Raw genomic sequence first — 24,959 nt, forward strand, 5'->3', positions numbered from 1 at the left:
ATGGGTGGGCGGGGAACTAACGCACGTTAAGGGGCGTGGCCGTCCGACGTCCATCCCCCGGGCAGCCGTTTGGTGAACAGGTGTCAGCGGTGACTGTCCAGCCGGTGCACCAGCTCGGCGACGTCCACACCGTATTCACACCAGTCGCGGTCGGTGCGGTAGCCCAACTCGGCGTTGACCTTGAGCATCGACTCGTTGGCCTGCGCGTTCCAGGTCTGCACCTCGGCCACCTCGGGCTCGGCCGAGCGCAACTCCAGCAGCATCCGGGCCTTGATGGCCCGGTCGATGCCGTAGCCCCGGTGGTCCCGGACCACGATGGTGTCGTACTGGTCGGCGCGGGTGGGGTGCTGTGCCGGCACCACCACCTCGGTCAGGCCGGCCACCTCGCCGGTCTGCTCGTGCAACGCCAGCACGATGTACGGCTTCATGCCCCGCCGGTGCAGCGTGTCGAGGCTGTCCCGCAGCCGCTCGGGATCGTAGGAGCTGGGCCGCAGCTCGCCGTCGTCCACGTCGCGCACCTCGGCCTTCGCCCGCGCGTACGCCTCGATCAGCGTGTCCGGCGGGCCGCCCGGCCAGAACTCGACGTGGTAGCCCGCGCCGACCTCGGTGGCCATCTCCGCGAGCGCCGGCCAGTCCACCGTGCTCAGGTCGAGCACGCTGCGGGTCTCCACGTATTCCCGGGTGAAGCCCAGCGCCTCGTAGAACGCGACGGCCGGGGTGTCGCCCACCACCTCGACGCCGATCGACTGGAAGCCCTCGTCCCAGACCCGGCGGGCGGCCACCCGCACCAGCTCGCGGCCGAGCCCGGTGCGCCGGACCGCCGGGTGCACCAGCACCTCCAGCACACCGATCCCGCCGAGCAGGAGCACGTGGACGTGCCCGACGATGTCACCGGGGGTGCCGTCCGGGGCCGGGTCGTCCTGGGCGATCCAGGAGATCCGTCGTTCGCCGGGCATCACCTCGGACAGGTATTCCCGCATGGAGCTCTCCCGCCAGGGCGGATCCTGCGGCAGATCAGCCGCCAGGACCGCGTTCAGCGTGTCCAGCAGCGACGCGATCTCGGCGGACGACGCGGTCCGAGGGTCCCACTCGCGCACCATCACCCGTCTAGCTTGCCGTCAACCGCTGCCCGGGGGAAGGGTTGAGTCCGCGAATGTACGCGAGCCGTCACGTCACGTGCCGCTGCGCCGCCCGTACTCGTCGGCCTTGGTGAAGACGTCCTGGGCGTAGCGCCGCACATCGTTGTAGGACAGGATCGCGCCCCACCAGTCACCCGGGATGGTCATGTTCCGGCCGCCCTTGCACAGGTATTCGCCGGCGGCCAGCGCGGCGTCGTCGATGTCGTGCGGGTTCTTCACGCCGTCGTTGTCGGCGTCCGCGCCGATCTCCTGCCAGGTGCCCGGGATGAACTGCATCGGGCCGATCGCCCGGTCGTAGACCCGGTCGCCGTCGAGCTGCCCCTGGTCGGTGTCGAGGATCCGGGACCGGCCGCCCTGCCCGTCGAGCGCGTCGCCCCGGATCTCCTTGGAGGTCAGGCCGCTGGGCAGCAGCGTGACCCCGCCGGTGGTGCCGTGCCGGGACTCCACATAGCCGATCGCGGCGAGCGTGGTCCAGCTCAACTGGCAGCTGCGGTGGGTCTGGGCGAGCACCAGCTCGGCGTAGCCGTAGGCCTGCAACGCCACCGCCGGGACGTCGGTGGTGCCGCTGACCCGCTGGGCCCAACCCGCCAGCGCGTCGGCCGGGCGGCCGGTCGGCAGCGCCGGGGCGGTGGTCACGCCACCGGGCAGCGGTGTGCCGGACGGCCCGAGGCTGCCCGGCGGGCCGGTCGGCCCGGGGAGCACGGGCGCGCCGGTCAGCCCCGGCGCCGGGGCGGTCTGCGGCACGCCGAAGACCGGTGCGGCCGAGGTGGCCTCCACGGCGACCGGCTCCGGCTTGCGGACGGCGGCCGGCACCAGCACCGCGCCGGCCGCGGTGGCGGCCCCGACCAGGGCGAGCAGGAACATGGCCGGCAGGGTGGTGCGCCCGCTCGGCCGGCGGGACCAGTCCCGGGTGGCCCGGGCGGCGCCCACGGCGAGCTGCCGGGGTCGCACCGGGCCCGCGTGGGCGAAGGGCATCCGCCGCCGCCGGCCACCGACGCCGGGCTGCCCGGCACCGGCCGACTCGCCCGCCGACGCCGGCTCGGCCGTGGACGACGCCGGCTCGCTCGTGGATGCCGGCTCGGCCGTGGACGACGCCGCCTTGGTCGTGGACGCCTGCTCCGTCGCGGATGTCGACGTGGTCGTGGACGCCGACTTTTCGCTGGACGCCGGCCTGGAAGCGGACATCGACTTGCCCGCGGGAGTGGACTCCGCTGTGGAGGGAGTCTTCTCGGGAACGGAGGAGCCGGACGAGGCACGGCGGGGGCGAGGGACCGGCCCGGCGCCGCCGTCTGGCGGCGCGGCGGGTCGCAGGGGCCGGGCCGTGTTCCGCCGTTCGCCGTCCACCACCCGTCGAGTATCACCCATCGGTGCGACGACGTCAGGCCCGGCCGTACGCTGGCCGCATGCCCCGGTACGAGTTCCGCTGCCGCGCCTGCGGCGACACCTTCGAGGTCAACCGTCCGATGGCCGAGGCCGGCCGGCCCGCCACCTGCCCCCAGGGCCACACGGACACCGTGAAGCTGCTGTCCACCGTCGCCTTCACCGGTCGCGGCGGGTCGGGCCCGGTGGGCGGGGCCCCCGCGCCCGGCGGCGGTGGTGGCTGCTGCGGCGGCGCCTGCGGTTGCTGACGCGACCCCCTCAGCCGGCCCGCCGGTCGATCCGGGGCTTGCCGCCCGTGTGATCCTTTGGCACCTTGAGTCGGAATCGGCCCGACCGTTCTCACGATGCGTGACGACGCGATCATAGGGCAGCATGAACCCGACGTCAGCGGGCGGAGGTTCGACGTATGTCGCCACGGATCCACCTCCCCAGCGGGTGGGTGACCTTCGTGTTCACCGACATCGAGGGCTCGACCCGGATGGCCCGGATGCTCGGGCCGGTCTACCGCCCCGTGCTGCGTGAGCACCGCCGGTTGTTGCGGGACACGCTGGCCGGCACCGACGGGGCGGAGCTGCTGACCGAGGGCGACTCGTTCTTCCTCGCCTTCCCGGACGCGGCCGCCGCGGTGCACGCCTGCATGACCGCGCAGCGCGCGCTCGTCGGGCACAACTGGCCCAACCCCGACGCCACGCCCCGGGTGCGGATGGGCCTGCACACCGGCTACGCCGAGCCGCGCGACGGCGAGTACGCCAGCCCCGAGGTGCACCGGGCGGCGCGGGTGGCCGCCGCGGCGCACGGCGGGCAGGTGCTCTGCTCGGCGGCCACCGCCCGGCTCGCCGACCCGCTGCCGGACGGCGCGTCCCTGCTCGACCTCGGTCTGCACCGGCTGCGCGGCTTCGACGACCGGGAGCGGCTGTTCCAGCTCGTCGCGCCCGGTCTGGAACGGCGGTTCCCGCGACCGCGTACGGCCGACGCGGCGGCGCACAACCTGCCCACCCCGGCCACCTCGTTCGTCGGCCGGCACTTCGAGCGCGCCGAGCTGGGTCGGCTGGTCGAGGCGTACCGGCTGGTGACCGTGCTCGGCGCGGGCGGCGCCGGCAAGACGCGGCTGGCGGTGGAGCTGGCCTCCGGGATCGTCGAGGACTATCCGGACGGCGTGTGGTTCGTCGACATCGCCGCGGTGACCGATCCCGGGCTGGTGGCGTTCGAGATCGCCGCCGTGCTCGGCCTGCGCCCGGAGCCGGGCCGGCCGATGGTCGACACCCTGGTCGAGTACGCGGCGCCGCGCCGGATGCTGGTGGTGCTGGACACGTGCGACGCCCAGCCGGGCGCGTCCGCCGAGGTGATCTCCCGGCTGCTGGCCGGCGGCCGGGGCGTGCGGGTGCTGGCGACCAGCCGGGAGTCGTTCGGCGTACCCGGTGAGGTGGTGTGGCGGATCCCGCCGCTGTCGGTGGACGAGGAGCCGGGCGGGGGCGCCAGCGACGCGGTGGCCCTGCTGCTGGACCGGACGGCGGCGGCCCGGGGTGGCCGGGCGCCGGATCCGGCGGAGCAGGCCGACCTGCGCCGGGTGGTCCGGCGGCTGGACGGGTTGCCGCTCGCCATCGAGCTGGCCGCGGCGCGGCTGCGGGTGCTGTCGGCGGGTCAGCTGGCCGAGCGGCTCGACGACATGCTGGGCACGCTGGACGCCGGCCGGGAGGCGGCGGAGCCGCCGCCGGTGGAGGCCGGCTGGAGCGGCAACCAGCAGGACACCGTCGACCTGGTGGCCGCCGCGACCGGCGCCGCCCCGCCGAGCCCGGCGAGCCGGGCGGTGCAGCGCTCCGCCAGCGAACGACACCTGACCATCCAGGCCACGGTGACGTGGTCCTACCGCACGCTGGGGGCGCGCTCGGCGCGGCTGCTGCGCTGGCTGGCGGTCTTCGCCGGCCCGGTGGACCTGCCGACCGTGCAGTGGCTGCTGGACGAGGATCCGCTGGACCCGCTGTCGGTGCTGGTGGACAAGTCGATGGTGCTGGCCGAGCCGCACGCGTCGGGCAGCACCTACCGGATGTTGGACCCGATCCGGGCGTACGCGGCGCGTCGCCTGATCGAGACGGGTGAGGAGCAGAGCGCCCGGGACCGGCACGTCGCCTGGTCCCGGCACGCGTTGGACCGGGCGCACCTGGGCCCGGACGGTCGCCCGGTGACGCTCTCCCTCTACGCGCTCGACCCGCTGGCCGGGGAGTTGCGGGCCGCCCTGCGCTGGTGCGCCACCGGCGGCAGCGCCCGGTCGGGCCTGCACCTGGCCGGTGGTCTGGACCAGTGGTGGCGGGAGCGCGGGCTGGCCCGCGAGGGGCGGCTCTGGCTGTTCCGGCTCTACGGGCGGATCGCCGAGACCGGGGAGGCGATCCCGGAGGCGGAGCTGGCCGCGGCCTACCACATGCACTCGCTGCACGCCGGGGCGGACGGGGAGTTCGCCGAGGAGCTGCGCTACTCGCAGCGGGCCGAGGCGGCCGCCCGGCAGGCCGGCGACCGGGGGCTGCTGGCCCGGGTGCTGGCCGGTCGCGCCGCGCCGCTGGTCGACATGGGACAGTTCGCCGAGGCGGAGCGGGTCTGCCGCGAGGTGATCGACTGGGCGTACGCGCAGGACGTGGTCGGGGACGCGCTGCTCGCCGTCTACAACCTGGCCGAGCTGCTCTGGCGCCGGGGCGCGTTGGACGAGGCGGCCGAGCTGCTCGGCGCGGCCCGCCCGGTGGAGGCGGCCCGGCCGGTCGAGCGGGGCCGCCGCTCGGTGGACATGCTGCTCGGCATGGTGGCGCTGTCCCGGGGTGACCTGGTGGCCGCGCACGAGCACCTGTTGGTGGCGTTGCGGTCCCGGATGAGCCACGGCTACCTGGGCCGGGCCTGCGACACGATCAACGCGATCGCGGTGCGCTGCGCGCTGGCCGGGGACGCGGTGTCCGCCGCCCGGCTCTTCGGCGCGGCCCAGGCCACCCGGGCCAACCTGCGGGCCACCCCGGGCATCCACGGGCCGTACTGGCTGGGCCGGCAGGCGGAGCTGCGCCGGGCGCTGGGCGACGAGGCGTTCGACGCGGCCTACGCCGCCGGGGCCGGCCTGCGGTTGGACGAGGCGGCGGCGTTGGCCCTGCACGTCGAGCACCCCGACCTGGCGGCGGACTCGCCCCGGTTCGGGACGCCCACCGCCGGCTCCCGGCCGGCCGCCGAGCCGCGCAGCACGACGGGCTGACCGGCCGGGCGGCCCGGGTGCGGGCCGCCCGGCGGCGGGTCAGCCGCGGACGGCGGCGCGGCGCTCGGCGTCGGCCTTCATCCGGGCGGCGCGGTCGAGGTCGGCCTGCTGCACCGCGGCGACCGAGCCGAAGATGCTGACCGCCTGGTAGTAGGTCCAGGCCAGGCTGTAGCAGGCCGGTCGGACCACCGAGTTGTAGGTGGCGCAGACCCGCTTCAGGTCCGCGTAGAAGGCGCTGTCGAGGCGGGACTTGTTGGCCGGGAAGATGCCCATGGCCTTGTGGTTGCGGTAGCCGAAGTCGTGCCGGTAGCAGGACAGGTTGAAGGTGAAGCCGAGCGGGTTGTCCGGGCTGGACGAGCAGTAGTCGGTAGACCAGTCGAAGCCGTACTCGGCCCAGGGGGTCTTGTTCAGCCGGGCGCTGTTCCAGGCGTTGTAGCTGGAGGCGCTGGTCTGGGTCCAGGACGACAGCACCGAGAGTTTCTGCTGGGTGCTCACCGCGGCGGCGGCCGGTGTGGCCAGGCCGAGCAGGGTGAGCAGGGCGAGCGTTCCGGCGGCGAGGGCGGTGGCGAGGCGACGGGACACGGGGACCTCCGCGGGGTGGGCGTCGGGACGGGTGACAACCCGGGATCTCCGGATTTCGACAAGTGTCGATCAATTGGGTGACGGGGGGCGATGGCGCGGGAAACGGCTCGCTGACATCCGCCCAAACAGACGAATGCCCCCGGGCCGCCGTGGCGGTCCGGGGGCATCCGGTGGGGATCAGCGGACGAAGCGCGGCAGGCTCGCCGGGCTCTCGTTCGCCAGCCGGTCCAGCGCGGTCACGTAGTAGGTGTACCGGGTGCCGGCGGCCGCCGTGGTGTCCACCCAGGACTGGGTGGCGCCGTCGGTGGCCCGGACGGTGCCGACCAGGTGGGAGGCGTCGGCGAAGTCGCAGCGACCGGCCAGACCGAGGCCGTCGAACCGGTAGATCGCGTACGACGTGGCGGTGCCGAGCGGGCCCCTGCCGTCGGCCGGCTGTCGCCAGCTCAGCCGCACCCCGTCCGCCTCCCGCTGGGCCCTGGTGACCACCGGGAACAGCAGCGGCTTGTGCGGCAGGTGGGTCATCGTGGGCACCAGTGCCGGGCGGGAGTAGTGCTCGGCGGCGTAGATGTCGGTGGCGCCGAGCCGGTTGGCCCGGACCTGCACCGCCGAGAAGTGCACGTTGCCGAGCACCTCCGGGTAGGACCGGTTCAACGTCAGGTGGTTCGACAGTTCCTGCGGGTTCATCCAGAACGACCCGTACGCCGGCTCACCGCTCTTGTAGTCGGCCTGGCCGATGTAGAGCTGGACGCGGGTGCCGCGCACCTGCTCGGCCCACCACGGCACCAGCCGGGCGTAGTCGGCCGCCGGGTACTGGCCGATGTACCAGTAGAGCTGCGGCACGACGTAGTCGATCCACTCCTCCTTGATCCACTTGCGGGTGTCGGCGGAGATGATGTCGTACGACTGCGAGCCGGTGGTGTCCGAGCCGTTCGGGTCGGCCGACGCGTTGCGCCAGATCCCGAACGGGCTGGCCCCGAACTTCACCCACGGCTTGGCCGCCTTGATCTTGGTGTTCATCTCCTGCATCAGCAGGTTGATGTTGTCCCGCCGCCAGTCGGCCTTGTCGGTGAAGCCGCGGTTGTACTGCGCGAACGTGGCGTCGTCCGGCACCTGCCAGGTGCCGCTCGGGTACGGGTAGAAGTAGTCGTCGAAGTGCACGCCGTCGACGTCGTACCGCGTGACCGCGTCCATCATCGCGGTCTGGACGAACTCGCGGACCTCGGGGATGCCGGGGTTGTAGTAGAGCCGGCTGCCGGCGACGCCGGCGGGCGGGTAGGCGAAGACCCAGTCGGGGTGCTGCCGGGCCGGGCTGTTCGGCGCCAGCTTCGACAGGTCGGCGCCGGCGCCGCCGGGCGCGGGCATGGAGACCCGGTACGGGTTGAACCAGGCGTGGAACTCCAGGTTCCGCTTGTGCGACTCGGCGACCAGGAAGGCCAGCGGGTCCCAGCCCGGGTCCTGGCCGCGCACCCCGGTCAGGTACTCCGACCACGGCTCGTACGGCGAGGGCCAGAACGCGTCCGCGGTCGGGCGGACCTGGACCACGACGGCGTTGTGGTTGAGCTTCTGGGCCAGGTCGAGCCAGGCCAGGTATTCGGCCTTCTGCTTGGCGACCTGGTCCGGCGCGGTCCAGGAGTCCTTGCTGGGCCAGTCGATGTTCGTCACCGAGGCGATCCACATGGCCCGGAACTGCCGCTTCGGCGTGGCCGGGTTCGTGACGCAGTCGGTGGAGGTCGTGTCGGTGGAGGTGGGCGCCGGCGCGGCCTGCGCCGGGCTGCCGGCGACCAGCGCGCCGAGCAGCGCCGCGGCCAGCGCGGCGGCTCCCAGCCGAGTTGCCTTCATGCGGTGCGGTCCCTTCGTCGGGTCCGGTGGGACGGCAAGATTCGCCGCGTGACTCAAGTCACCGGTAGAAAACTTTCATCAATCCGTACGCGGCGCAAGACCTCCGCGCCGGATCGATGCGTCCGGTCCGGCCGGCGGCTCCCCGGTGAACCCCGCCACGTTTCGCATCGTGACCGAACCGACACGTGGGGTGCTGGATTGGGCAGGGGGAGGGCTGGGTAGCTTGGCCGGTCACGGACCGCCACCGCGGTGGTCACACCGTGGGGGAGGTGATCCATGTCAGTCCTGCGGACCAAGCCGATCCAGGACGTGCTCGCCCAGGGTGACGCCGACGGCAGCGACGGCAAGCCCGGGCTGCGCCGCCGGCTCGGCTCGTTCGACCTGATGGGCTTCGGCATCGGGATCGTGATCGGTACCGGCATCTTCACGCTGACCGGCATCGAGGCGAAGAACAGCGCCGGCCCGGGTGTGGTGATCTCCTTCGGCATCGCCGGCGTGGTCGCGCTGCTCGCCGCGCTCTGCTACGCCGAGCTGGCCGCCAGCGTGCCGACCGCCGGCAGCGCCTACACCTACGCGTACGCGACCATGGGCGAGATCGTCGCCTGGATCATCGGCTGGGACCTGCTGCTGGAGTTCGCGCTCGGCGCGGCGGTGGTGGCCCGGGGCTGGTCCGGCTACCTCGCCGACCTCGTCGGCCTGCCCAGCGCCTGGTTCGCCGAGGAGGGCAGCGTCGTCAACCTCGGCGCGATCGCCATCGTGCTGGTGCTCGGCGCGATCGGCATCGTCGGCATCCGCGAGTCCGCCCGGGTGACCAACCTGCTGGTCCTGGTGAAGGTGGCGATCTGTGCCTTCATCATCATCGCCGGGCTGTTCTTCGTGAAGGCGGCCAACCTCAGCCCGTTCGTCCCGTCCAGCGAGCCGGCCGGCGCCGGCGAGGACGGGATCCGGCAGCCGGTGACCCAGGCCATCTTCGGGATGGAACCCTCCGTCTTCGGCTTCGCCGGCGTGCTCACCGCCGCCGCCGTGGTGTTCTTCGCGTACACCGGGTTCGAGGCCGTGGCGAACCTGGGTGAGGAGACCCGCAAGCCCAAGCGGGACCTGCCGCTGGGCCTGCTCGGCACGCTGCTCATCTCCACCGTGCTCTACATCGGCGTCTCGCTGGTCGTCGTCGGCATGGTCAAGTACACCGAGATCGACGAGGGCGCGCCGATCGCGTCCGCGTTCAAGGCGGCCGGCGCCGGATGGGCCGCGGTGCTCGTCTCCATCGCCGCGATCGCCGGCCTGACCAGCGTGATCCTGGTCGACCTGGTGGCCATGGGCCGGATCGGCTTCGCCATCGCCCGGGACGGGCTCATCCCGCCCTCGATCGCCAAGGTGCACCCGCGCTGGGGCACCCCGTACCGGATCTCCGCGATCATGACCGTGGGGGTCGCGCTGCTCGCCGGCTTCCTGCCGCTCTCCGCGCTGGCCGACCTGGTCAGCATCGGCGCGCTCTGCGCCTTCGTGCTGGTCTCGATCGCGGTGCCGATCCTGCGCCGGCGGCGGCCCGACCTGAACCGGCCGTTCAAGGTGCCGTTCTCGCCGGTGCTGCCGATCGTCTCCGCGCTGGCCTGCCTCTACCTGATGTTGAACCTGTCGGTGGAGACCTGGCTGCGGTTCCTGGCCTGGATGCTGCTCGGCGGCATCATCTACTTCGGCTACGGGCACCGCAAGAACCGCCTGGCCCGCCGCGAGCACTCCTCGGACACCCCCGAACCCGCCCCCACCCCCTGAGGCGGGCCCCTGAAAGGAAGGGCCCCTTCTTAACACCCCGGTGTTAAGAAGGGGCCCTTCCTCTACCGGAGGCGTTAAAAGGGGGCCCTTCCTTCCTCAGGGGCGGGGCTGGGCGGACCCGGTGGGGCCCTTGAGCACCGGCTTGCCGTCGGTCCAGACGATCTCGTCCAGCCACACCTGCCGACCCGGGTCGGTGGTGCCCTCCTGCCCCGGCGGCCACGCGTGGTAGATCAGCCAGGTACGCCCGTCCTTCTCCACCATCGAGGCGTGCCCCGGCCCGGACGCCACGTCGTTGCTCTTCAGGATCGGGTTCTCCGGCGCCTTCACGCACGGCCCGGCCGGCCCCTCGCACACCGCATAGCCCTCGGCGTAGGTGTCCCTGTCGTACGCGTTGGCGGCGAAGAACAGGAACAGCTTCCCGTCGTGCCGGTGCAGGAACGGCCCCTCGATCAGGGTGCCCTCCCACGGCTCGGTCTGCTTCAGCAGCTTCGCCGCCGGGCCGGTCAGCCGCAGCCCGTCCGGGGAGAGGCGTTGCGACCAGAGCCAGGTGTCCACCCCGATCGCGTTGCCGTCGTTCTTCCACAGCAGCCACAGGCTGCCGTCGGTGTCCCGGAACGGGCTGGCGTCGATCGAGCCGCCCAGGTCCGCCTGGCAGACCAGCGGCCCGGCGGAGTCGTCGACGTACGGGCCGAGCGGTGTGCTCGCCTTCGCCCGGCCCAGGCACTGCCGGCCGGAGGCGCGGTCGGCCACGGTGTAGTAGAGGACGAACCGGTCCGGGGCGAGCTGGATCACCTCGGGCGCCCAGGTCTTGCCCGCGTCCGCCCAGTCCGGCAACTCCGGCAGCGCGTCGCCGGCCGGGGTCCACTCGACCAGGTCGGGTGAGGTGAGCACCGGGACGTTACGCCCGCCGGCGTTGGTGTGGAACAGGTACCAGGTCTCGCCGACCCGGATCGCCTGCGGGTCGGGGGCGTCGCTGCGGACGACCGGGTTGGTGAACACGCGCGCGTCCTCCGGCGTACTCGATGGGGTGGGTCCGCTGTCGCAGCCGGCGACGAGCAGCGCGGCGGCCAGGGCCGCCGCGCCGCGTCGCCGGAGTCGCCGGCCGGTCATCCCTTCAGGCCGCTGCGGGAGACGCCCTGGATGACGTGACGTTGCGCCAGCACGAACAGGATCAGCACGGGCACGCTGGCCAGCATCGCGCCGGCCATGATGACCGGGTAGTCGGTCACGTACGCGCCCTGGAGCAGGCCCAGGCCCGCCGGCAGGGTCAGCCGCTCCGGGCTGAACAGCACGTACACCGGCCAGAGGAAGTCGTTCCAGTTGGTGAGGAACGACAGCACCGCCAGCGTGGCCAGCGCCGGCTTCGACAGCGGCAGCAACACCTGGCGGAAGATCTGCCACTGGTTCGCCCCGTCCAGCACCGCGGCCTCCTCCAGCTCGGCCGGGATGGAGAGGAAGAACTGGCGCAGGAAGAAGACCCCGAACGCGCTGGCCGCGCCGGGCACGATCACCACGGTCAGCGTGTCGATCCAGCTCAGCCGCTCGGCGATGATGAAGTTCGGGATGATCAGCGAGGTCGGCGGCAGGAACAGGGTGCCGACGATCAGCGCGAACAGCACCCTGCGGCCCCGGAACCGCATCCGGGCCAGGGCGTACGCGGCCATCGACGCGGTGACCAGCACCAGCAGCGTGTGCAGGGTGGCCGCCAGCATGCTGTTGAGGAACCACCGCAGCACCGGGTTGGCCGCGTTGTTCAGGATCTGGTCGTAGCCGTAGGTGGAGAACGGGTTCGGCAGCCAGCCCGGCGGGACCTGCTGCGCGTCGTCGTAGGTCTTCACCGAGGTCAGCAGCATCCAGACCAGGGGAGTCACGAAGATCGCGGTGATCAGGAGCAGGACGGCGTAGCGCAGCGCCGGACGCAACTTCGACATGGCGGTCCCCTCAGTCTTCCCGGTAGCGGAACAGCCGGAAGTTGACGATGCTCACCACCGCCAGCATCAGCGCGAAGAACACGCTCATCGCGGCGGCCCGACCGGCGTCGTAGTCGCGCAGCCCTTCGTCGACGATCCGCCAGACCACGGTCCGGGTCTGTTCGCCCGGCGCGCCCTGGGTGATCAGGAAGGCCTGCCCGAAGACGTTCGCCGAGGCGAGGATCGTGGTGGTGAAGACGAAGAGCATGACCGGGCGCAGGCCGGGGATCGTGACGTGGCGGAAGCGGTCCCAGCCGCCGGCCCCGTCGACCTTCGCCGCCTCGTACAGCTCGGCCGGGATGTCCTGGAGACCGGCCAGGTAGATCACCGCGTTGAAGCCGCAGGTCCACCACACGGTCACGCCGACCAGCGAGACCCAGGCCCACGGCACGTCGGTGACCCACGGCGTGTCCGAAGGGAGCCCGACCAGGCCGAGCAGCCGGTTGACCAGGCCCAGGTTGGCGTCGAGCAGGAACCGCCAGAGCAGGCCGATCACCGCCACGCCGAGCACGTACGGGGCGAAGAACGCGGCCCGGAAGAACGTGCGGCCGGGGAACGAGCGGTTGAGCAGCAGCGCCAGCCCCAGCGGGACGACCACCAGCAGCGGCACCGAGAAGAGGGTGAAGACCCCGGTCGCCCGGACGCTGGACCACCAGTCCCCGTAGATGGCCGAGTCGCTGGAGAACAGGTCCTGGTAGTTGTCCAGCCCGATGAACGGCCGGTTGGGCAGCTGAAGATCCCACTGGTGCAGGCTGATCCAGACCCCGAACAGGATCGGCGCCAGGCCGAAGACGCCGAACAGGACCAGGTACGGCGCGAGGAAGAGGTACGGCGTGGCCCGGTTGCCGCGTTCCGTCGCGCCCCGGCGGCGGGTGCGCCCCGCCGGGGGCGGCGCGCCGTCACGCGCCGCCCCGACCTCGATCACGTCCGCCACGACGGATCAGTTCCCGTACTTCTTGCGGTTGTCCTCGAGCTGCTTGTTGGCCTTCGCCACGCCGTCGTCCAGGGCCTGCTTCGGCGACTTCTTGCCCAGCGCCGCCTCGTTGAAGGCGCTGTAGAAGGTCAGCATCGTCTCGCCGAGACCCGGGGCCGCCGGCGGGAACGCGGCGTACTCCAGCTCCGGCGCGAGCGCGTTGACCTCGGTGAGCGCCTTGAACTCGGCGCTGTCCCGGACCGCCTTGCGGGCCGGCACCTGGCCGCCCTTGGCCCAGTCCAGCGAGTGCTGGCTCAGCCAGTTGATGAAGACCTTCGCGCCGGAGACCTTGTTGTCGTTCGCCGCGCGCTGCTTGACGATGGTGAAGTTGTGCGAGTTCGCCCAGGCGGCCTGCTGGGTGCCGATCTGGGGCAGCGGGGCCACGCCCCACTCCACGTTCGCGCTCTTCTTCAGGTCGTTGATCTGCCAGATGCCGTTCCAGTTGAACGCGTTCTTGCCGCTCTTGAACGCCAGGTAGTCGGCGTCCTGGCCGACGTTGGCCGGCGAGTGGCCCTGCTTGATCAGGTCGACCAGCCAGGTGCACGCCTCGACCGCCGGGTCGGAGTTGAAGGTCGCCTTCGCCACCTCGTCGTCGAAGAGCTTCCCGCCCCACTGGTGCAGCAGGCTGTAGAACGTCATGCCGCCGGTGAACTGGAACGGGCTGACCCAGAAGCCCTGCACGCCGGACTTCTTCAGCTCGGTCAGCGCGGCGGTGTACTCGTCCTTCGTCGCCGGCGGCTTGTTCGGGTCCAGGCCGGCCTTCTGCATGACGGCCTTGTTGTAGTAGAAGCCGAGCGGGTGCATGTCCAGCGGGATGCCGTACCGCTTGTCGTTGTAGAGGCCGCCCTTCCACACCGTCGGGGCGAAGTCGCCCTCGCTCAGCTCCAGGGTCTTGGCCACGTCGTCCAGCTCGCTGATCGTGCCGCGGGCGGCGAACGTGGCGAGCTGGTCCATGTGCATGACCGCGATGTCCGGGCCGTTGCCGCTGGACACCGCGCCGGGGAGCTTGCTGTAGTAGTCCTCCCACTGGTACGTGATCACGCTGACCGCGATGTTCTGGTGCTCGCTGTTGAACTGCTGCACCAGGGCCTTGAAGATGTCGCCGTCGCCGCCGGTGAAGCCGTTCCACAGCTTGAGGTCGACCTTCGGCCCGGTGTATTCCTTGCCGCCGTTGCCGGCCGCGCCGGACGGGCCGGAGCTGCTGCCGCCACCGCATCCGGTCAGCGTCAGCGAGGCCGCCGCACCGAGGCCGAGGCCGAGGCCGAGCAGGCGCCGCCGGCTCATCTCGTTCTGGATCATGCTTACTCCTTGGGGGACGGGATGAAGTATTGCCTGGTCACGACTGCGGGGCGAACCGCAGCAGGTTCCAGGAGGTGGCGGGCAGCGCCACGGTGCAGCGGCCGCCGTCGAGGGTGGGGGTGTGGAGCTGCCGCGGCGTGACCCGCTCGGGGTCCGCCTCGGTGTTGGTGGCGGCGGGGTCGGCCCCGGCCGCGAGGGTGGTGTGCGCCTCGGCGCGCAGGCCCGGCAGGCCGCGCAGGTCCAGGTCGAGCGGGACGTCGTTGGGGCCGCGGTTGACCGCGAAGACGGCCAGGCCGCCGGTCTCCTCGTCGTGCACGGCGACGGTGTCCAGCACCGGCACGTCGCCGTACCGGCTGGTCCGGTAGGTCGGGCCGACCGGCTCGGTGCGCAGGACCGTGCCGCGCGCGTACCGGGCGGTGAGGGCGAACGGGTGGAAGATGCTCTGCCGCCAGGCGGGGCCGCCGGTGCGGGTGCGGATCGGGGCGATCACGTTGGCGAGCTGCGCCTGGCAGGCCACGCCCACCCGGTCGGCGTGCCGGAGCAGGGTGATCAGCAGGTCACCCACCACGACGGCGTCGACCGCGGTGAAGTCGTCCTCGATCAGCGCCGGGGCCTCGACCCAGCCGCGCCGGTCCAGGTCGGCCTGGAGACGGGACTGGTACCAGACGTTCCACTCGTCGAAGGAGATCTTCAGCTTGCGCTTCTGCCGCAGCTTGGCGCCGACGTAGTCGGCGGTGGCGGTCACCTCGGTGATGAAGGCGTCCATGTCGACGGCGGAGGCGAGGATGCTGGCCCGGTCGCCGTCCGAGGGGTCGTAGTAGGTGTGGGCGGAGATGTAGTCGACGTGCTCGTAGGTGTGCTCCAGCACCGTCGCCTCCCACGACGCGTACGTGGACATCTGCCGGTTGGAGCTGCCGGAGGCGATCAGGCTGATCGACGGGTCGATCATCTTCATGGCGCGGGCGGTCTCGGCGGCCAGCCGGCCGTACTCGTCGGCGGTCTTGTGCCCGACCTGCCACGGCCCGTCCATCTCGTTGCCGAGGCACCACAGCCGCACCCCGTACGGCTGCTCGGCGCCGTGCTTGCGGCGCAGGTCGGACAGTTGGGTGCCGCCCGGGTGGTTGGCGTACTCCAGCAGGTCGCAGGCCTCGGCCACGCCGCGGGTGCCGAGGTTGACCGCCATCATCGGCTCGACCTCGGCCTCGGCCGCCCAGGTCATGAACTCGTCCAGGCCGAACGCGTTGGTCTCGATCGTCTTCCAGGCCAGGTCGAGCCGGCGCGGGCGGTCGCCCACCGGCCCGACGCCGTCCTCCCAGCGGTAGCCGGAGACGAAGTTGCCGCCGGGGTAGCGGACCACCGACACGCCCATCTCCCGGGTCAGGTCCAGCACGTCGCGCCGGAGGCCGAGCGGATCGGCGGTCGGGTGCCCCGGTTCGTAGACCCCGCCGTAGACGCAGCGGCCCATGTGCTCGACGAAGGAGCCGAAGAGCCGTCGGTCGGCCGGACCGACCCGGAACGCCGGGTCGACCGTGAGCTGCGCGTTCGGCACGAGTGCCACCTTTCCCTCGGTGCTGTCGCCGGGTGACCGCGGTCACCCGTGTCCCTGGTTTCTACAACGTTGTAAGCAACGCTGTAAAGGGGTCGTTACGTCGTCGTGACGCGGTAGAGTGCGGCCAGCGTTCACCGGGGAGGGAAGTTCAGTGCGGCACAGGCTCAAGGACGTGGCGGAGCGGGCCGGCGTGTCGGTGAAGACCGTCTCGAACGTGGTCAACGGCTACCAGCACGTCCGCGCCGACACCCGGGCCCGGGTCGAGGAGGCCATCGCCGAACTCCACTACCGGCCCAACCTCTCCGCCCGCAACCTGCGCAAGGGGCGCACCGGCGTGATCGCGCTGGCCGTGCCCGAGCTGGACATCCCCTACTTCGCCGAGCTGGCCCGGCACGTGGTCACCGCCGCCGCCGAGCACGGCTGGACGGTGCTGATCGACCAGACCGGCGGCGGCTCCGAGCAGGAACGCAAGGCGGCCAGCGGGATCGGCGACCACATGATCGACGGCCTGATCCTGAGCCCGCTCGCGCTCACCGCCGACGACCTTGCCGCCCTCGACGGACTGCCGATGGTGCTGCTCGGCGAGCGCGTCGACCACGGCCCCGCCGACCACGTCATGGTCGACAACGTGGCCGCCGCCCGGGAGATCACCGCCCACCTGGTCGGCCTCGGCCGCCGCCGGATCGCCGCGATCGGGTCGCAGCGCACCCCCGAGGGTGCCAGCGCCCGGCTGCGCCTGGCCGGCTACACCGCCGCGCTGGCCGAGGCCGGCATCGCGTACGACGACAGCCTGGTGGCGCCCGCGCCGGCCTGGCACCGCGCCGACGGCGCGGCCGCCATGCGGCACCTGCTCACCTCCGGGGTACGCCCCGACGCCGTGTTCTGCTTCAACGACACGCTCGCGCTCGGCGCGCTGCGCGCCCTGCACGAGGCGGGCCTGCGCGTGCCCGAGGACGTGGCGGTTGCCGGGTTCGACGACATCGAGGACGGCCGCTTCTCGATCCCGACGCTGAGCACCGTCGCCCCGGACAAGGAGCGCGTCGCCCGGCTCGCGGTGGAGCTGCTCGCCGGCCGGCTCGGCGCCGATCGCGAGGCCCCGCCGAGGGAGCTGGTCGCCCCCCACCGCCTGGCCCTCCGCGAATCCGCCCCACCCTCCTGACCCTCCACGCCCCCGCGCCCCGCCCGCCCCCCGCCCAGCCTCGTCGATCATGAAGTTGGCGGCGTTTTCGATCTCTGAGAGTGCCGCTAACTTCATGATCGACGGGGTGAGCGGGTGGGTGGGGTCAGTCGAAGAAGCGGGCCAGGTGGGAGGGGGGTGGGGCGGGGGCGTCGGGAGGTAGGGGGGTGAGGTCGGCGAAGACGGAGGCGCCGTCGCAGCCGACGTGCAGCGGATACCAGCGCGGGGTGCCGGGCGGGCGCTGGCCGCAGATGCCCTTGAACGTCTGCACGTCCAGCAGTCGGACGTGGGTCGGGTCGGCGACCGCGTTCACGTGCCGCCACCAGGGGCTCATCACGTGCAGCACCCCGCCCGGTCGCAGCACCCGGTGGCACTCGTCGAACAGTGGCAGGAAGTCGATCAGGTGCTCGACGATGTGCACCGCGAAGAACACGTCGACCGAGTCGTCGCGCAGCGGCAGTGAGCCGGCGAGGTTGGCGACCGCGTTCACCCCGGGCGCCGGATAGATGTCCAGCCCCAGGTTGCCCGGCCACTGCTTGGTCGCCCCGCAGCCGAGGTCGACCACCACCGGCGGCCGGCCGGCGACGCCCACCCGGCACCACACGCCGAGCACCCCGGACAGCCGGCCGATCAACTCCCGGACCAGTCGCAGCTCCGCCGGGTCGGCGACCTCGCCGGTCAGGTGTGCCACCCCCCGGTCGAAGCTCACCTCCACGGTCACCCCGCGCAACCGCTCGTCGTGCCGGGCCATGTCGGCCCACGCCTCGGCGAGGAAGCCGTCGGCCTGTCGGAGCCGCTCACCCGAGAGCGCGGCCTGCCCCATCGCCACCATGTGCCACCTCCGGCGGCGCGTTACCCCCAATTCACCCCGATACACACCCACCATGCCCTGCCGGCCGGGACCCGGACGCACCCTGGGCCGTTACCGACCACGCGACGAGCCGTCGGGCCGTCCGGCCCCGAGCGCGGCCATGGGCCCTCCGCCGCGCTGCATCACCGGGCGGCGGCTTGCCCGTCCGGGCCTGTCGCGCCGACGAAGACCCCCGACGCCGTCTCCCCCGGCGGCGGCTCGCTCGCCCGGGTGCCTCGCGCCCGCGAAGGCCCCGGCGCTGTTCCCTCCCGCGTCGGCGGCGGCTCGCTCGTCCGGGCGTGTCGCGCCCACGAAGGCATCCCCCTGACAACGATATGACTCAGAGTCATAAATATGACCAGGAGTCATATCGCTCCGGGGGCGGTAATCACCCGCCAGCCAGCACGAGCCGTTTGCGCATGCGCACTCCCTCGCCCTCGACGATGACCAAGGAGTTTGTGTCGTGAGTGGCCCGCCCCGCTGACGCAAACTCCTTGATCACCGCCGGGACGGGGGAGCGGGGGGAGGGGAGGGAGGGGGAAGGGGTCAGGTGGGGAGGGTGCGGCGGGGGGTTCGGGAGCCGCGCATGCGCTGGCGCGGTTGTGCCGGGGCCGTCTTCGGGCGCTTGAGGTGGTAGCGGTGCAGCTCGGCGTTGCCGGGCAGCGACGGGTCCTCGCTCATCGCTACCAGCTCCCAGCCCTGGTCGCCGGCCCGGTTCAGGTGGGCCAGCGCGGTGTCGCCGTAGGGCGTCACGTCGATCATGGAGCCGTCCGGGCCGTACCAGATGAAGACGATCTCCCAGCCGGTGTCCGTGGTCGCGGCCTGGCGGCGGCGGACCAGCAGCGCGTACTCCCACTTGAGCATGGGCTCATTGTGGCCCCGCGCGCGCCGGTCGGCACGGATCAATCCTCGGCGATCCGCCCGTCGGTCACGCGCAGCCGCCGGTTCACGCTCACCGCGTCCAGCATCCGCCGGTCGTGGGTCACCAGCAGCAGCGTGCCCGGGTAGGTGGCCAGCGCCGACTCCAGCTGCTCGATCGCGGCCAGGTCGAGGTGGTTGGTCGGCTCGTCGAGCACCAGCAGGTTGACGCCGCGCCCCTGGAGCAGGGCCAGCGCGGCCCGGGTCCGCTCGCCCGGGGAGAGGGTCGCCGCCGGGCGCAGCACGTGGTCGGCGCGCAGGCCGAACTTGGCCAGCAGTGTCCGCACGTCCGCCGGCGTGAGATCTCCTACGGCGGCGCCGAACGCGTCGAGCAGCGGCTGGTCGCCGAGGAACAGTCCCCGGGCCTGGTCCACCTCGCCCACCACCACACCCGGCCCGAGCGCGGCGTGGCCCTCGTCCAGCGGCAGCCGGCCCAGCAGCGCGGCCAGCAACGTGCTCTTGCCGGAGCCGTTCGCCCCGGTGATCGCCACCCGGTCGGCCCAGTCGACCTGGAGGTCCACCGGGCCGAGGGCGAAGCCGCCCCGGCGCACCACGGCACCGCGCAGCGAGGCCACGACGGCGCCGGCGCGGGGCGCGGCGGCGATCTCCATCCGCAGCTCCCACTCCTTGCGCGGCTCCTCGACCACCTCCAGCCGCTCGATCAACCGGGCGGTCTGCTTGGCCTTCGCCGCCTGCTTCTCGGTGGACTCGGTCCGGAACTTGCGGCCGATCTTGTCGTTGTCGGTGGCCTTGCGCCGGGCGTTCTTCACGCCCTTCTCCATCCACGCCCGCTGGGTCCGGGCGCGCGCCTCCAGGTCGGCCTTCGTGTCGGCGTACTCCTCGAACTCCTCGCGGGCGTGCCGGCGCGCCACGGCGCGCTCCTCGAGGTAGGCCGCGTAGCCGCCGCCGTACTGGTTGACCTGCCCCTGGTGCAGGTCCAGCTCCACGATGCGGTTGACCGTGCGGGTGAGGAACTCGCGGTCGTGGCTGACCAGCACGGTGCCGGCGCGCAGCCCGGTGACGAAGCGTTCCAGCCGGTCCAGCCCGGCCAGGTCCAGGTCGTTCGTGGGCTCGTCGAGCAGGAAGATGTCGTAGCGGCTGAGCAGCAGCGAGGCCAGCCCGGCCCGGGCCGCCTGCCCGCCGGACAGGCCGGTCATCGGGTGCTCCAGCTCGACGTCGAGACCCAGCTCGCCGGCGACCTGCGCGGCCCGCTCCTCCAGATCCGCGCCGCCGAGGTCGAGCCACCGTTCCAGGGCGGTCGCGTACGCGTCGTCGGCGCCGGCCGCCCCGGCGGTCAGCGCCTCGGTGGCGGCGTCCAGCGCGGCCTGCGCGTCGGTCACGCCGGTACGCCGGGCCAGGAAGTCCCGGACCGTCTCACCGGGCCGGCGCTCCGGCTCCTGCGGCAGGTAGCCGACCGTGGCGGTGGGCGGGTTCAACGCCACCGTCCCCTGCTCCCGGGGTTGAAGGCCGGCGAGCGTCCGCAGCAGCGTGGACTTGCCGGCGCCGTTGACCCCGACCAGGCCGACCACGTCGCCGGGCGCGACGACCAGGCTCAGGTCGGAGAAGAGAAGGCGGTCACCGTGGCCGGCGGTGAGATCCTTGGCGATCAACGTGGCGCTCATCAGGGAACCGAGCCTACCGGCGGGCGCATCCGGATTACCGTGACCCGCGCTCGGGGCGACGCTTGTCTGAGGGAGACTCACAGCCGTGGCGACCACACTGGCGATCGACTGCGGGGGCGGCGGGATCAAGGCCTCCGTGCTGGACGCCGCCGGGACCATGCGGGCCCGACCGTTGCGCGTGCCCACGCCGTACCCCTTGCCCCCGAGCCTGTTCGTGATGACGTTGCTGGATCTCGGCGCCCGGCTGCCCGCGGCGGACCGGCTCACCGTCGGCATGCCCGGCATGATCCGGCACGGCGTGGTGGTGGCCACCCCGCACTACGTGACCCGCTCCGGGCCGCGCAGTCGCGTCGACCCGGACCTGGTCGCGGAATGGTCCGGGTACGACGCGCGCGGCGCGCTGGCCGAGGCGTTCGGCATGCCCGCGCTGGTCCTCAACGACGCCGAGGTGCACGGTGCGGGCGTGGTCGCCGGGACCGGCTGCGAGCTGGTGCTGACGCTCGGCACCGGGCTGGGCAGCGCGCTCTTCGACGGCGGGACGATCGCCCCGCACCTGGAGCTGTCGCACGCGCCGGTGCGGTGGAACACCACCTACGACACGTACGTGGGGGAGCCGGAGCGGCGACGACTCGGCGACGCGTTCTGGTCCCGGCGGATCCGGCAGGTGGTGGACGGCCTGCGGCCGGTGTTCCGCTGGGACCGGCTCTATCTCGGCGGGGGCAACTCGCGGCTGATCCGGCCGGAACAGGTGGCGCGGATGGGGGACGACGTTGTGGTCGTCCCGAACACGGCCGGAATCGTCGGTGGTGTCCGGGCCTGGGACCTGGTGGGTGACCGGTACGACCCGACCCCCTGATCTTCACCCCGTGGAACACTCGCGCTCGCGCCGGTGTTGTGCCAGCGTCGGACAAAGGGCTGACGCGACACGAGGAGGTGGGTCGAGTGGACCTTCTGGCGGAGTACCGGCGGGCGACCATGTTCTTCGACTCCGGGGACCCGACCGGGGCGGCCCGGCTGCTCGAACCGATCATCGAAGCGGAGCCGGACAACTCCTCGGTCCGGCAGCTGCTGGCCCGGGCGTACTTCCAGTCGGCGCAGCTCAACCGCGCCGAGGAGCAGTTGCGCGAGCTGGTCGACCGGGACCCGAGCGACCACTACGCGCACCACGTGCTGGGTCGGACGCTGGAGCGGATGAACCGGCCGGCCGACGCGCTGCGGCACCTTCGCATCGCGGCGGCCATGTACTCGACGAACACCGACTACACCACGGCCCTGCGCCGGGTGGAGGGCAAGGTCGGTCGTTGAGCCCCGTCGAAGGGCAGCCCGGGTGGGCTGCCCTTCGGCGTACCTAGGATGGGATCGTGAAGCTGAAGCTCGACCTCCACGACATCTACAACAAGGGCCACGACATCGACCGCGCGCTGCGCGGGATCATGGACGAGGCCGTGGCGAAGAAGGCCACGCTCGTGGAGATCATCCCGGGCAAGGGCTCCGGCGCGCTCAAGAAGAAGGTGCTGCGCTTCCTCGACCAGAAGGACGTCAAGCAGCTCTACCACCGGGTCGAGAAGGACTCGAAGAACTTCGGCCGCCTCTTCGTCCACTTCCGCTGGAAGTAGACCGTCCCCGTTTCTTGATCCACTCCACTACGCCGATGTGGCGGTTTCCCGACAGCTCGGATACGGCCACTTCCCTGAACTGGTGTCGATCGAGTGGCGCGGGCCTTGGCCGTCCGGCGCCGAGCAGTCGTCACTGACCGGCTCAGAGGTCGCGGACGGCGACCGTCTGGCCGCCGCTGCGTTCGCCGGTCGGCCGGAAACCCAGCTTCAGGTAGAACGGTTCCGGCCCGCCGGGGCGGGGCTCCCAGGTGACGTACGCCCGGTCACCGCCCCGGGCCCGGATCTCCGCGCACACCGCGTCGACCGCGAACCGGCCGTAGCCGCGGCCCTGCGCGTCGGCCGCGATGTTCAGCCGCCAGAGACCGGCCCGTACGTCGTCCGGGCGGTCGTTCCACGCGATGTCGAAGAACGCCATCAGGAAGCCGACCAGCCGGTCCCCGTCGTAGATCACCCTCGGCCAGGCGTGCTCCGGGAAGACGTACGCCTCGGCCAGCGACTTGACCACCGGTGCCACCAGATCCTCCTGGTCGGGGCGCACCGACAGGCCGAGAGCCGCCTCGTAGTTGTCGGGGGTGATCGTCTCCAGCCGCATGCGGCGCAGCGTAGCGAGCGGGTGCGCGCCCGGCGAGCCGGTATCTCCGGCCCGGATCCGCGCCAGGAGCGCGGGGACCCAGTGGTCCCCGAACCGGTACTGAAGGTCGGCCGGTCGCTGGTCGGCTCCACCACGCCGAGGTGGCGGGGTCCCGGTCAAGCGGTCCCCGCCCCCTCGGCGAGCTGGTGTGAGTCAGGCCGGACGCCGTACCCGGTAGGCCAGGTGGGTGACCCCGGTGCCCTCGACCACCCGGAACGGCCCGTCGAACTCCACCGGCGCGATGCCCAGCCCGGAGAAGAACGGGATCCCGTCGCCGAGCAGCACCGGCACCAGGTCCACGTGCACCTCGTCGAGCAGCCCGGCCTCCAGCACCTGCCGGGCGATCGTCCCCGCGTTGACCCCGACCTCCTTGTCACCGGCGAGGGAACGGGCCCGGGCGATCGCCGCCTCGATGCCGTCGGTGACGAACACGAACGACTCGCCCTCGGGCTCCCAGCCGTCCGGCACCCGGTGGGTCACCACGACCACCGGCTTGTCCATCGGGTGCCGCCCGCCCCAGCCGTTGGTCAGGTCGAACAGGGTACGGCCGACGACCAGCGCCCCGGTGCGCTCGACCAGCGCGCGGATGTGCGCGGCGCTGGCCGCCGAGGTCCGGAACGTCATTTCCGGGTTGGCGGTCGGCACCTCCACGTCGCCGTTGCCGTACCACTGGAAGAGGTGTTCGAACCCGCCGTGCGAAGGGTCCGCGACGTAGCCGTCCAGGGACATCGTCGCGCCGGTGGTCACCTTGCTCATCGTGTGCTCCTCGGGTCGCGTGAACCAGCTTTCACCCGGGGTAGAAGCCGACCGGCCGTTCCTCGACATCCCGGCGGAGAAAAGTTCAGCGGCGGGGCCGTAGCCCGTCGAGCGCGGTGGCGACGAGGCGGTCGGTGTAGTCGGTCGTGAGTGGTCCGCCGCGGTGCAGCCAGCGCTGGAACAACGGACCCCAGATCAGGTCCACCGCGACGTCGAGGTCGAGGTCGTCGGCGAGTTGCCCGGCCAGTTGGGCGCTGCGCAGGCGCTGCCGCTTGGCCTCCCGCAGCGGCCCGTCCAGTCGTTGCGCGTACGTCGCCGCCAGGTCGGGGTCGTGGGCGATCTCGGTGGCGAGCGCGCGCATCGGTTGCTCGTACCGCGCGTCGGTCAGCTCGACGACGGTGGCGCGGAGCACCTCGGTCAGGTCGGCGGCCAGGTCGCCGGTGTCCGGCAGCCGGATCGGCTCGCCCTCGGCGCCTTCGCTGAGCATGAGGAAGGCGTCGAGGACGACCGCACCCTTGGAGGGCCACCAGCGGTAGATGGTCTGTTTGCCGACGCCGGCGCGGGCGGCGATGCCCTCGATGCTGAGCTTCGCGTACTCGACCTCCTGGAGCAGGTCGAAGGCGGCGGTGAGGATGGCGCGGCGGGATGTCTCCCGTCGGCGGGCCGTGTTCGGCGGCGTCATGGGCGGCATCCTACCAGCGAGACGAACCGTCTCGTCTTGACGGAGGGACCGGGGCGAGCTAGCCTCGATCCGGTAACGAGACGGACCGTCTCGTCTCAGTCACTGAGGGAGCCCTCGCATGCCGACCCCGTCCGACGCCACCCCCCGCACCTGGTTCATCACCGGCGCCAGCCGCGGTCTGGGCCGCGCCTTCGTCGACGCCGCGCTCGACCGTGGCGACCGGGTGGTCGCCGCCGCCCGGACCGTCACCCCGGACGACGTCCACGTGCGGCACGGCGACCGGCTGCTGGCCCTGCCCCTCGACGTCACCGACCGGGCGGCCGTCTTCGCCGCCGTGGCCACCGCGGTCGAGCGGTTCGGACGGCTCGACGTCGTCGTCAACAACGCCGGCACCCTGTCCATGGGCATGATCGAGGAGTACACCGAGGCCGAGGCGCGGGCCCAGTTCGAGGTCAACGTCTTCGGCGCGTTGTGGGTCAGCCAGGCCGTGCTGCCCCACCTGCGCGCCCAACGGTCCGGTCACATCGTGCAGGTCTCCAGCATCGCCGCGCTCGCCGGCTTTCCGAGCACCGGCATGTACAGCGCGAGCAAGTTCGCGCTGGAAGGCATGAGCGAGGCCCTGGCGATGGAGGCGGCGGCCTTCGACATCAAGGTCAGCATCGTGCAGCCCGGCGGCTACTGGACCGACCTCTACACCAGCATGACGACCACCAGCCCGGTGGAGGCGTACGCGCCGCTGCGCGCCGAGCTGGAGCGACAGTGGGCGGCCGGCTCCGTCGACAGCGAACCCCGGCTGGCCGCCGAGGCGCTGCGGCACCTGGTCGACAGCGACGACCCGCCACTGCGGCTGCTGCTCGGCAGCATGGTCTACGACCTGGCGTTCGACATCTCCCGCCGGCGGATGGACACCTGGGCGGGCTGGGAGCGGGTCAGCCGAGCGGCGGAGCAGGCGGTGGCGGCCCCCGCCGGCACCTGACGCC

Annotated in this window: 23 protein-coding genes; 8 read left to right on the forward strand and 15 right to left on the reverse strand. The window is 72.3% G+C overall.

From position 1 onward, the window contains the following. Positions 1–83 precede the first annotated feature (83 nt). Both COO58_RS26835 and COO58_RS26840 read right to left on the reverse strand, forming a co-directional pair. On the reverse strand, positions 84–1,100 hold the full coding sequence (locus COO58_RS26835) for a GNAT family N-acetyltransferase (RefSeq protein ID WP_091569421.1): 1,017 nt from the start codon (positions 1,098–1,100) through the stop codon (positions 84–86). Positions 1,101–1,172: 72 nt separating this feature from the next. Continuing rightward, positions 1,173–2,486, reverse strand: coding sequence for a lytic transglycosylase domain-containing protein (locus COO58_RS26840; RefSeq protein WP_098747764.1), 1,314 nt, complete (start codon positions 2,484–2,486; stop codon positions 1,173–1,175). Between the two features lie 56 nt (positions 2,487–2,542). Here COO58_RS26840 and COO58_RS26845 point away from each other — a divergent pair, with 56 nt between their 5' ends. Further along, entirely contained in the window at positions 2,543–2,767 is a 225-nt protein-coding gene (locus tag COO58_RS26845) for a zinc ribbon domain-containing protein (RefSeq protein ID WP_098747765.1), read from the forward strand. 158 nt (positions 2,768–2,925) lie between these two features. Continuing rightward, complete coding sequence (locus COO58_RS26850; protein ID WP_098747767.1) at positions 2,926–5,742, forward strand: adenylate/guanylate cyclase domain-containing protein; 2,817 nt, start codon at positions 2,926–2,928, stop codon at positions 5,740–5,742. A gap of 39 nt (positions 5,743–5,781) precedes the next feature. On the opposite strand, the gene COO58_RS26855 is transcribed toward COO58_RS26850, so the two are convergent. After that, the gene (locus COO58_RS26855; protein WP_091569438.1) at positions 5,782–6,324 is read right to left on the reverse strand and encodes a phospholipase; all 543 of its coding nucleotides are present in this window, start codon (positions 6,322–6,324) and stop codon (positions 5,782–5,784) included. A 177-nt stretch (positions 6,325–6,501) separates the two neighbouring features. Further along, positions 6,502–8,163, reverse strand: coding sequence for a glycoside hydrolase family 10 protein (locus COO58_RS26860; RefSeq protein WP_098747768.1), 1,662 nt, complete (start codon positions 8,161–8,163; stop codon positions 6,502–6,504). 276 nt (positions 8,164–8,439) lie between these two features. Between COO58_RS26860 and COO58_RS26865 the strand changes: the two genes are divergently transcribed. Further along, positions 8,440–9,936, forward strand: a complete 1,497-nt coding sequence (locus tag COO58_RS26865; RefSeq protein ID WP_098747770.1) for an amino acid permease — start codon at positions 8,440–8,442, stop codon at positions 9,934–9,936. 96 nt (positions 9,937–10,032) lie between these two features. Here COO58_RS26865 and COO58_RS26875 read toward each other — a convergent pair whose 3' ends face one another. From COO58_RS26875 to COO58_RS26895, 5 genes are read right to left on the reverse strand one after another with little or no spacing between them, the layout of a single operon-like run. Next, the gene (locus COO58_RS26875; RefSeq protein WP_091569451.1) at positions 10,033–11,046 is read right to left on the reverse strand and encodes a glycoside hydrolase family 43 protein; all 1,014 of its coding nucleotides are present in this window, start codon (positions 11,044–11,046) and stop codon (positions 10,033–10,035) included. Next, positions 11,043–11,867 (reverse strand): carbohydrate ABC transporter permease, encoded by an 825-nt coding sequence (locus COO58_RS26880; RefSeq protein WP_091569455.1) that lies wholly within the window; start codon positions 11,865–11,867, stop codon positions 11,043–11,045. Before COO58_RS26880 ends, COO58_RS26875 begins: the two co-directional genes overlap by 4 nt. Before the next feature lie 10 nt (positions 11,868–11,877). Next, positions 11,878–12,840 carry a carbohydrate ABC transporter permease gene (locus tag COO58_RS26885; protein ID WP_098747772.1) on the reverse strand — a complete coding sequence of 321 codons (963 nt, stop codon included), beginning with the start codon at positions 12,838–12,840 and terminating at the stop codon, positions 11,878–11,880. 6 nt (positions 12,841–12,846) lie between these two features. Next, positions 12,847–14,178: an ABC transporter substrate-binding protein gene (locus COO58_RS26890; RefSeq protein WP_091569466.1), complete on the reverse strand. Its 1,332-nt coding sequence runs from the start codon at positions 14,176–14,178 to the stop codon at positions 12,847–12,849. Between the two features lie 37 nt (positions 14,179–14,215). Further along, positions 14,216–15,727 (reverse strand): alpha-N-arabinofuranosidase, encoded by a 1,512-nt coding sequence (locus COO58_RS26895; protein WP_098747882.1) that lies wholly within the window; start codon positions 15,725–15,727, stop codon positions 14,216–14,218. 151 nt (positions 15,728–15,878) lie between these two features. On the opposite strand from COO58_RS26895, the gene COO58_RS26900 reads away from it, so the two are divergent. Continuing rightward, positions 15,879–16,886: a LacI family DNA-binding transcriptional regulator gene (locus COO58_RS26900; RefSeq protein WP_091569476.1), complete on the forward strand. Its 1,008-nt coding sequence runs from the start codon at positions 15,879–15,881 to the stop codon at positions 16,884–16,886. 124 nt (positions 16,887–17,010) lie between these two features. On the opposite strand, the gene COO58_RS26905 is transcribed toward COO58_RS26900, so the two are convergent. The 3 genes from COO58_RS26905 to COO58_RS26915 all read right to left on the reverse strand — a co-directional run bounded on the left by COO58_RS26905 (position 17,011) and on the right by COO58_RS26915 (position 20,294). Next, a complete protein-coding gene (locus tag COO58_RS26905; RefSeq protein ID WP_098747773.1) occupies positions 17,011–17,736 on the reverse strand; it encodes a methyltransferase domain-containing protein in 726 nt (241 codons plus the stop codon). Between the two features lie 564 nt (positions 17,737–18,300). Then, complete coding sequence (locus COO58_RS26910) at positions 18,301–18,618, reverse strand: hypothetical protein (RefSeq protein WP_091569484.1); 318 nt, start codon at positions 18,616–18,618, stop codon at positions 18,301–18,303. Positions 18,619–18,656: 38 nt separating this feature from the next. Continuing rightward, on the reverse strand, positions 18,657–20,294 hold the full coding sequence (locus COO58_RS26915) for an ABC-F family ATP-binding cassette domain-containing protein (RefSeq protein ID WP_098747775.1): 1,638 nt from the start codon (positions 20,292–20,294) through the stop codon (positions 18,657–18,659). 85 nt (positions 20,295–20,379) lie between these two features. Here COO58_RS26915 and COO58_RS26920 point away from each other — a divergent pair, with 85 nt between their 5' ends. From COO58_RS26920 to COO58_RS26930, 3 genes are all read left to right on the forward strand, one after another. Then, positions 20,380–21,150 (forward strand): ROK family protein, encoded by a 771-nt coding sequence (locus COO58_RS26920; protein WP_098747777.1) that lies wholly within the window; start codon positions 20,380–20,382, stop codon positions 21,148–21,150. Between the two features lie 86 nt (positions 21,151–21,236). Beyond that, positions 21,237–21,599, forward strand: coding sequence for a M48 family metallopeptidase (locus tag COO58_RS26925; RefSeq protein ID WP_091569498.1), 363 nt, complete (start codon positions 21,237–21,239; stop codon positions 21,597–21,599). A 56-nt stretch (positions 21,600–21,655) separates the two neighbouring features. Continuing rightward, complete coding sequence (locus tag COO58_RS26930; protein ID WP_013288724.1) at positions 21,656–21,910, forward strand: Smr/MutS family protein; 255 nt, start codon at positions 21,656–21,658, stop codon at positions 21,908–21,910. A 142-nt stretch (positions 21,911–22,052) separates the two neighbouring features. Here the strand turns inward: COO58_RS26930 and COO58_RS26935 are convergent, their stop codons facing one another. From COO58_RS26935 to COO58_RS26945, 3 genes are all read right to left on the reverse strand, one after another. After that, on the reverse strand, positions 22,053–22,502 hold the full coding sequence (locus COO58_RS26935; protein ID WP_091576919.1) for a GNAT family N-acetyltransferase: 450 nt from the start codon (positions 22,500–22,502) through the stop codon (positions 22,053–22,055). A 192-nt stretch (positions 22,503–22,694) separates the two neighbouring features. After that, a complete protein-coding gene (locus COO58_RS26940; RefSeq protein WP_091569503.1) occupies positions 22,695–23,297 on the reverse strand; it encodes a dihydrofolate reductase family protein in 603 nt (200 codons plus the stop codon). Between the two features lie 85 nt (positions 23,298–23,382). After that, positions 23,383–23,979: a TetR/AcrR family transcriptional regulator gene (locus COO58_RS26945; RefSeq protein WP_176558986.1), complete on the reverse strand. Its 597-nt coding sequence runs from the start codon at positions 23,977–23,979 to the stop codon at positions 23,383–23,385. A 118-nt stretch (positions 23,980–24,097) separates the two neighbouring features. Here COO58_RS26945 and COO58_RS26950 point away from each other — a divergent pair, with 118 nt between their 5' ends. Further along, entirely contained in the window at positions 24,098–24,955 is an 858-nt protein-coding gene (locus tag COO58_RS26950) for an SDR family oxidoreductase (protein WP_098747781.1), read from the forward strand. Positions 24,956–24,959 lie beyond the last annotated feature (4 nt).

It is taken from the genome of Micromonospora sp. WMMA1996 (assembly GCF_002573675.1).
Taxonomy (GTDB): Bacteria; Actinomycetota; Actinomycetes; order Mycobacteriales; family Micromonosporaceae; genus Micromonospora; species Micromonospora sediminicola.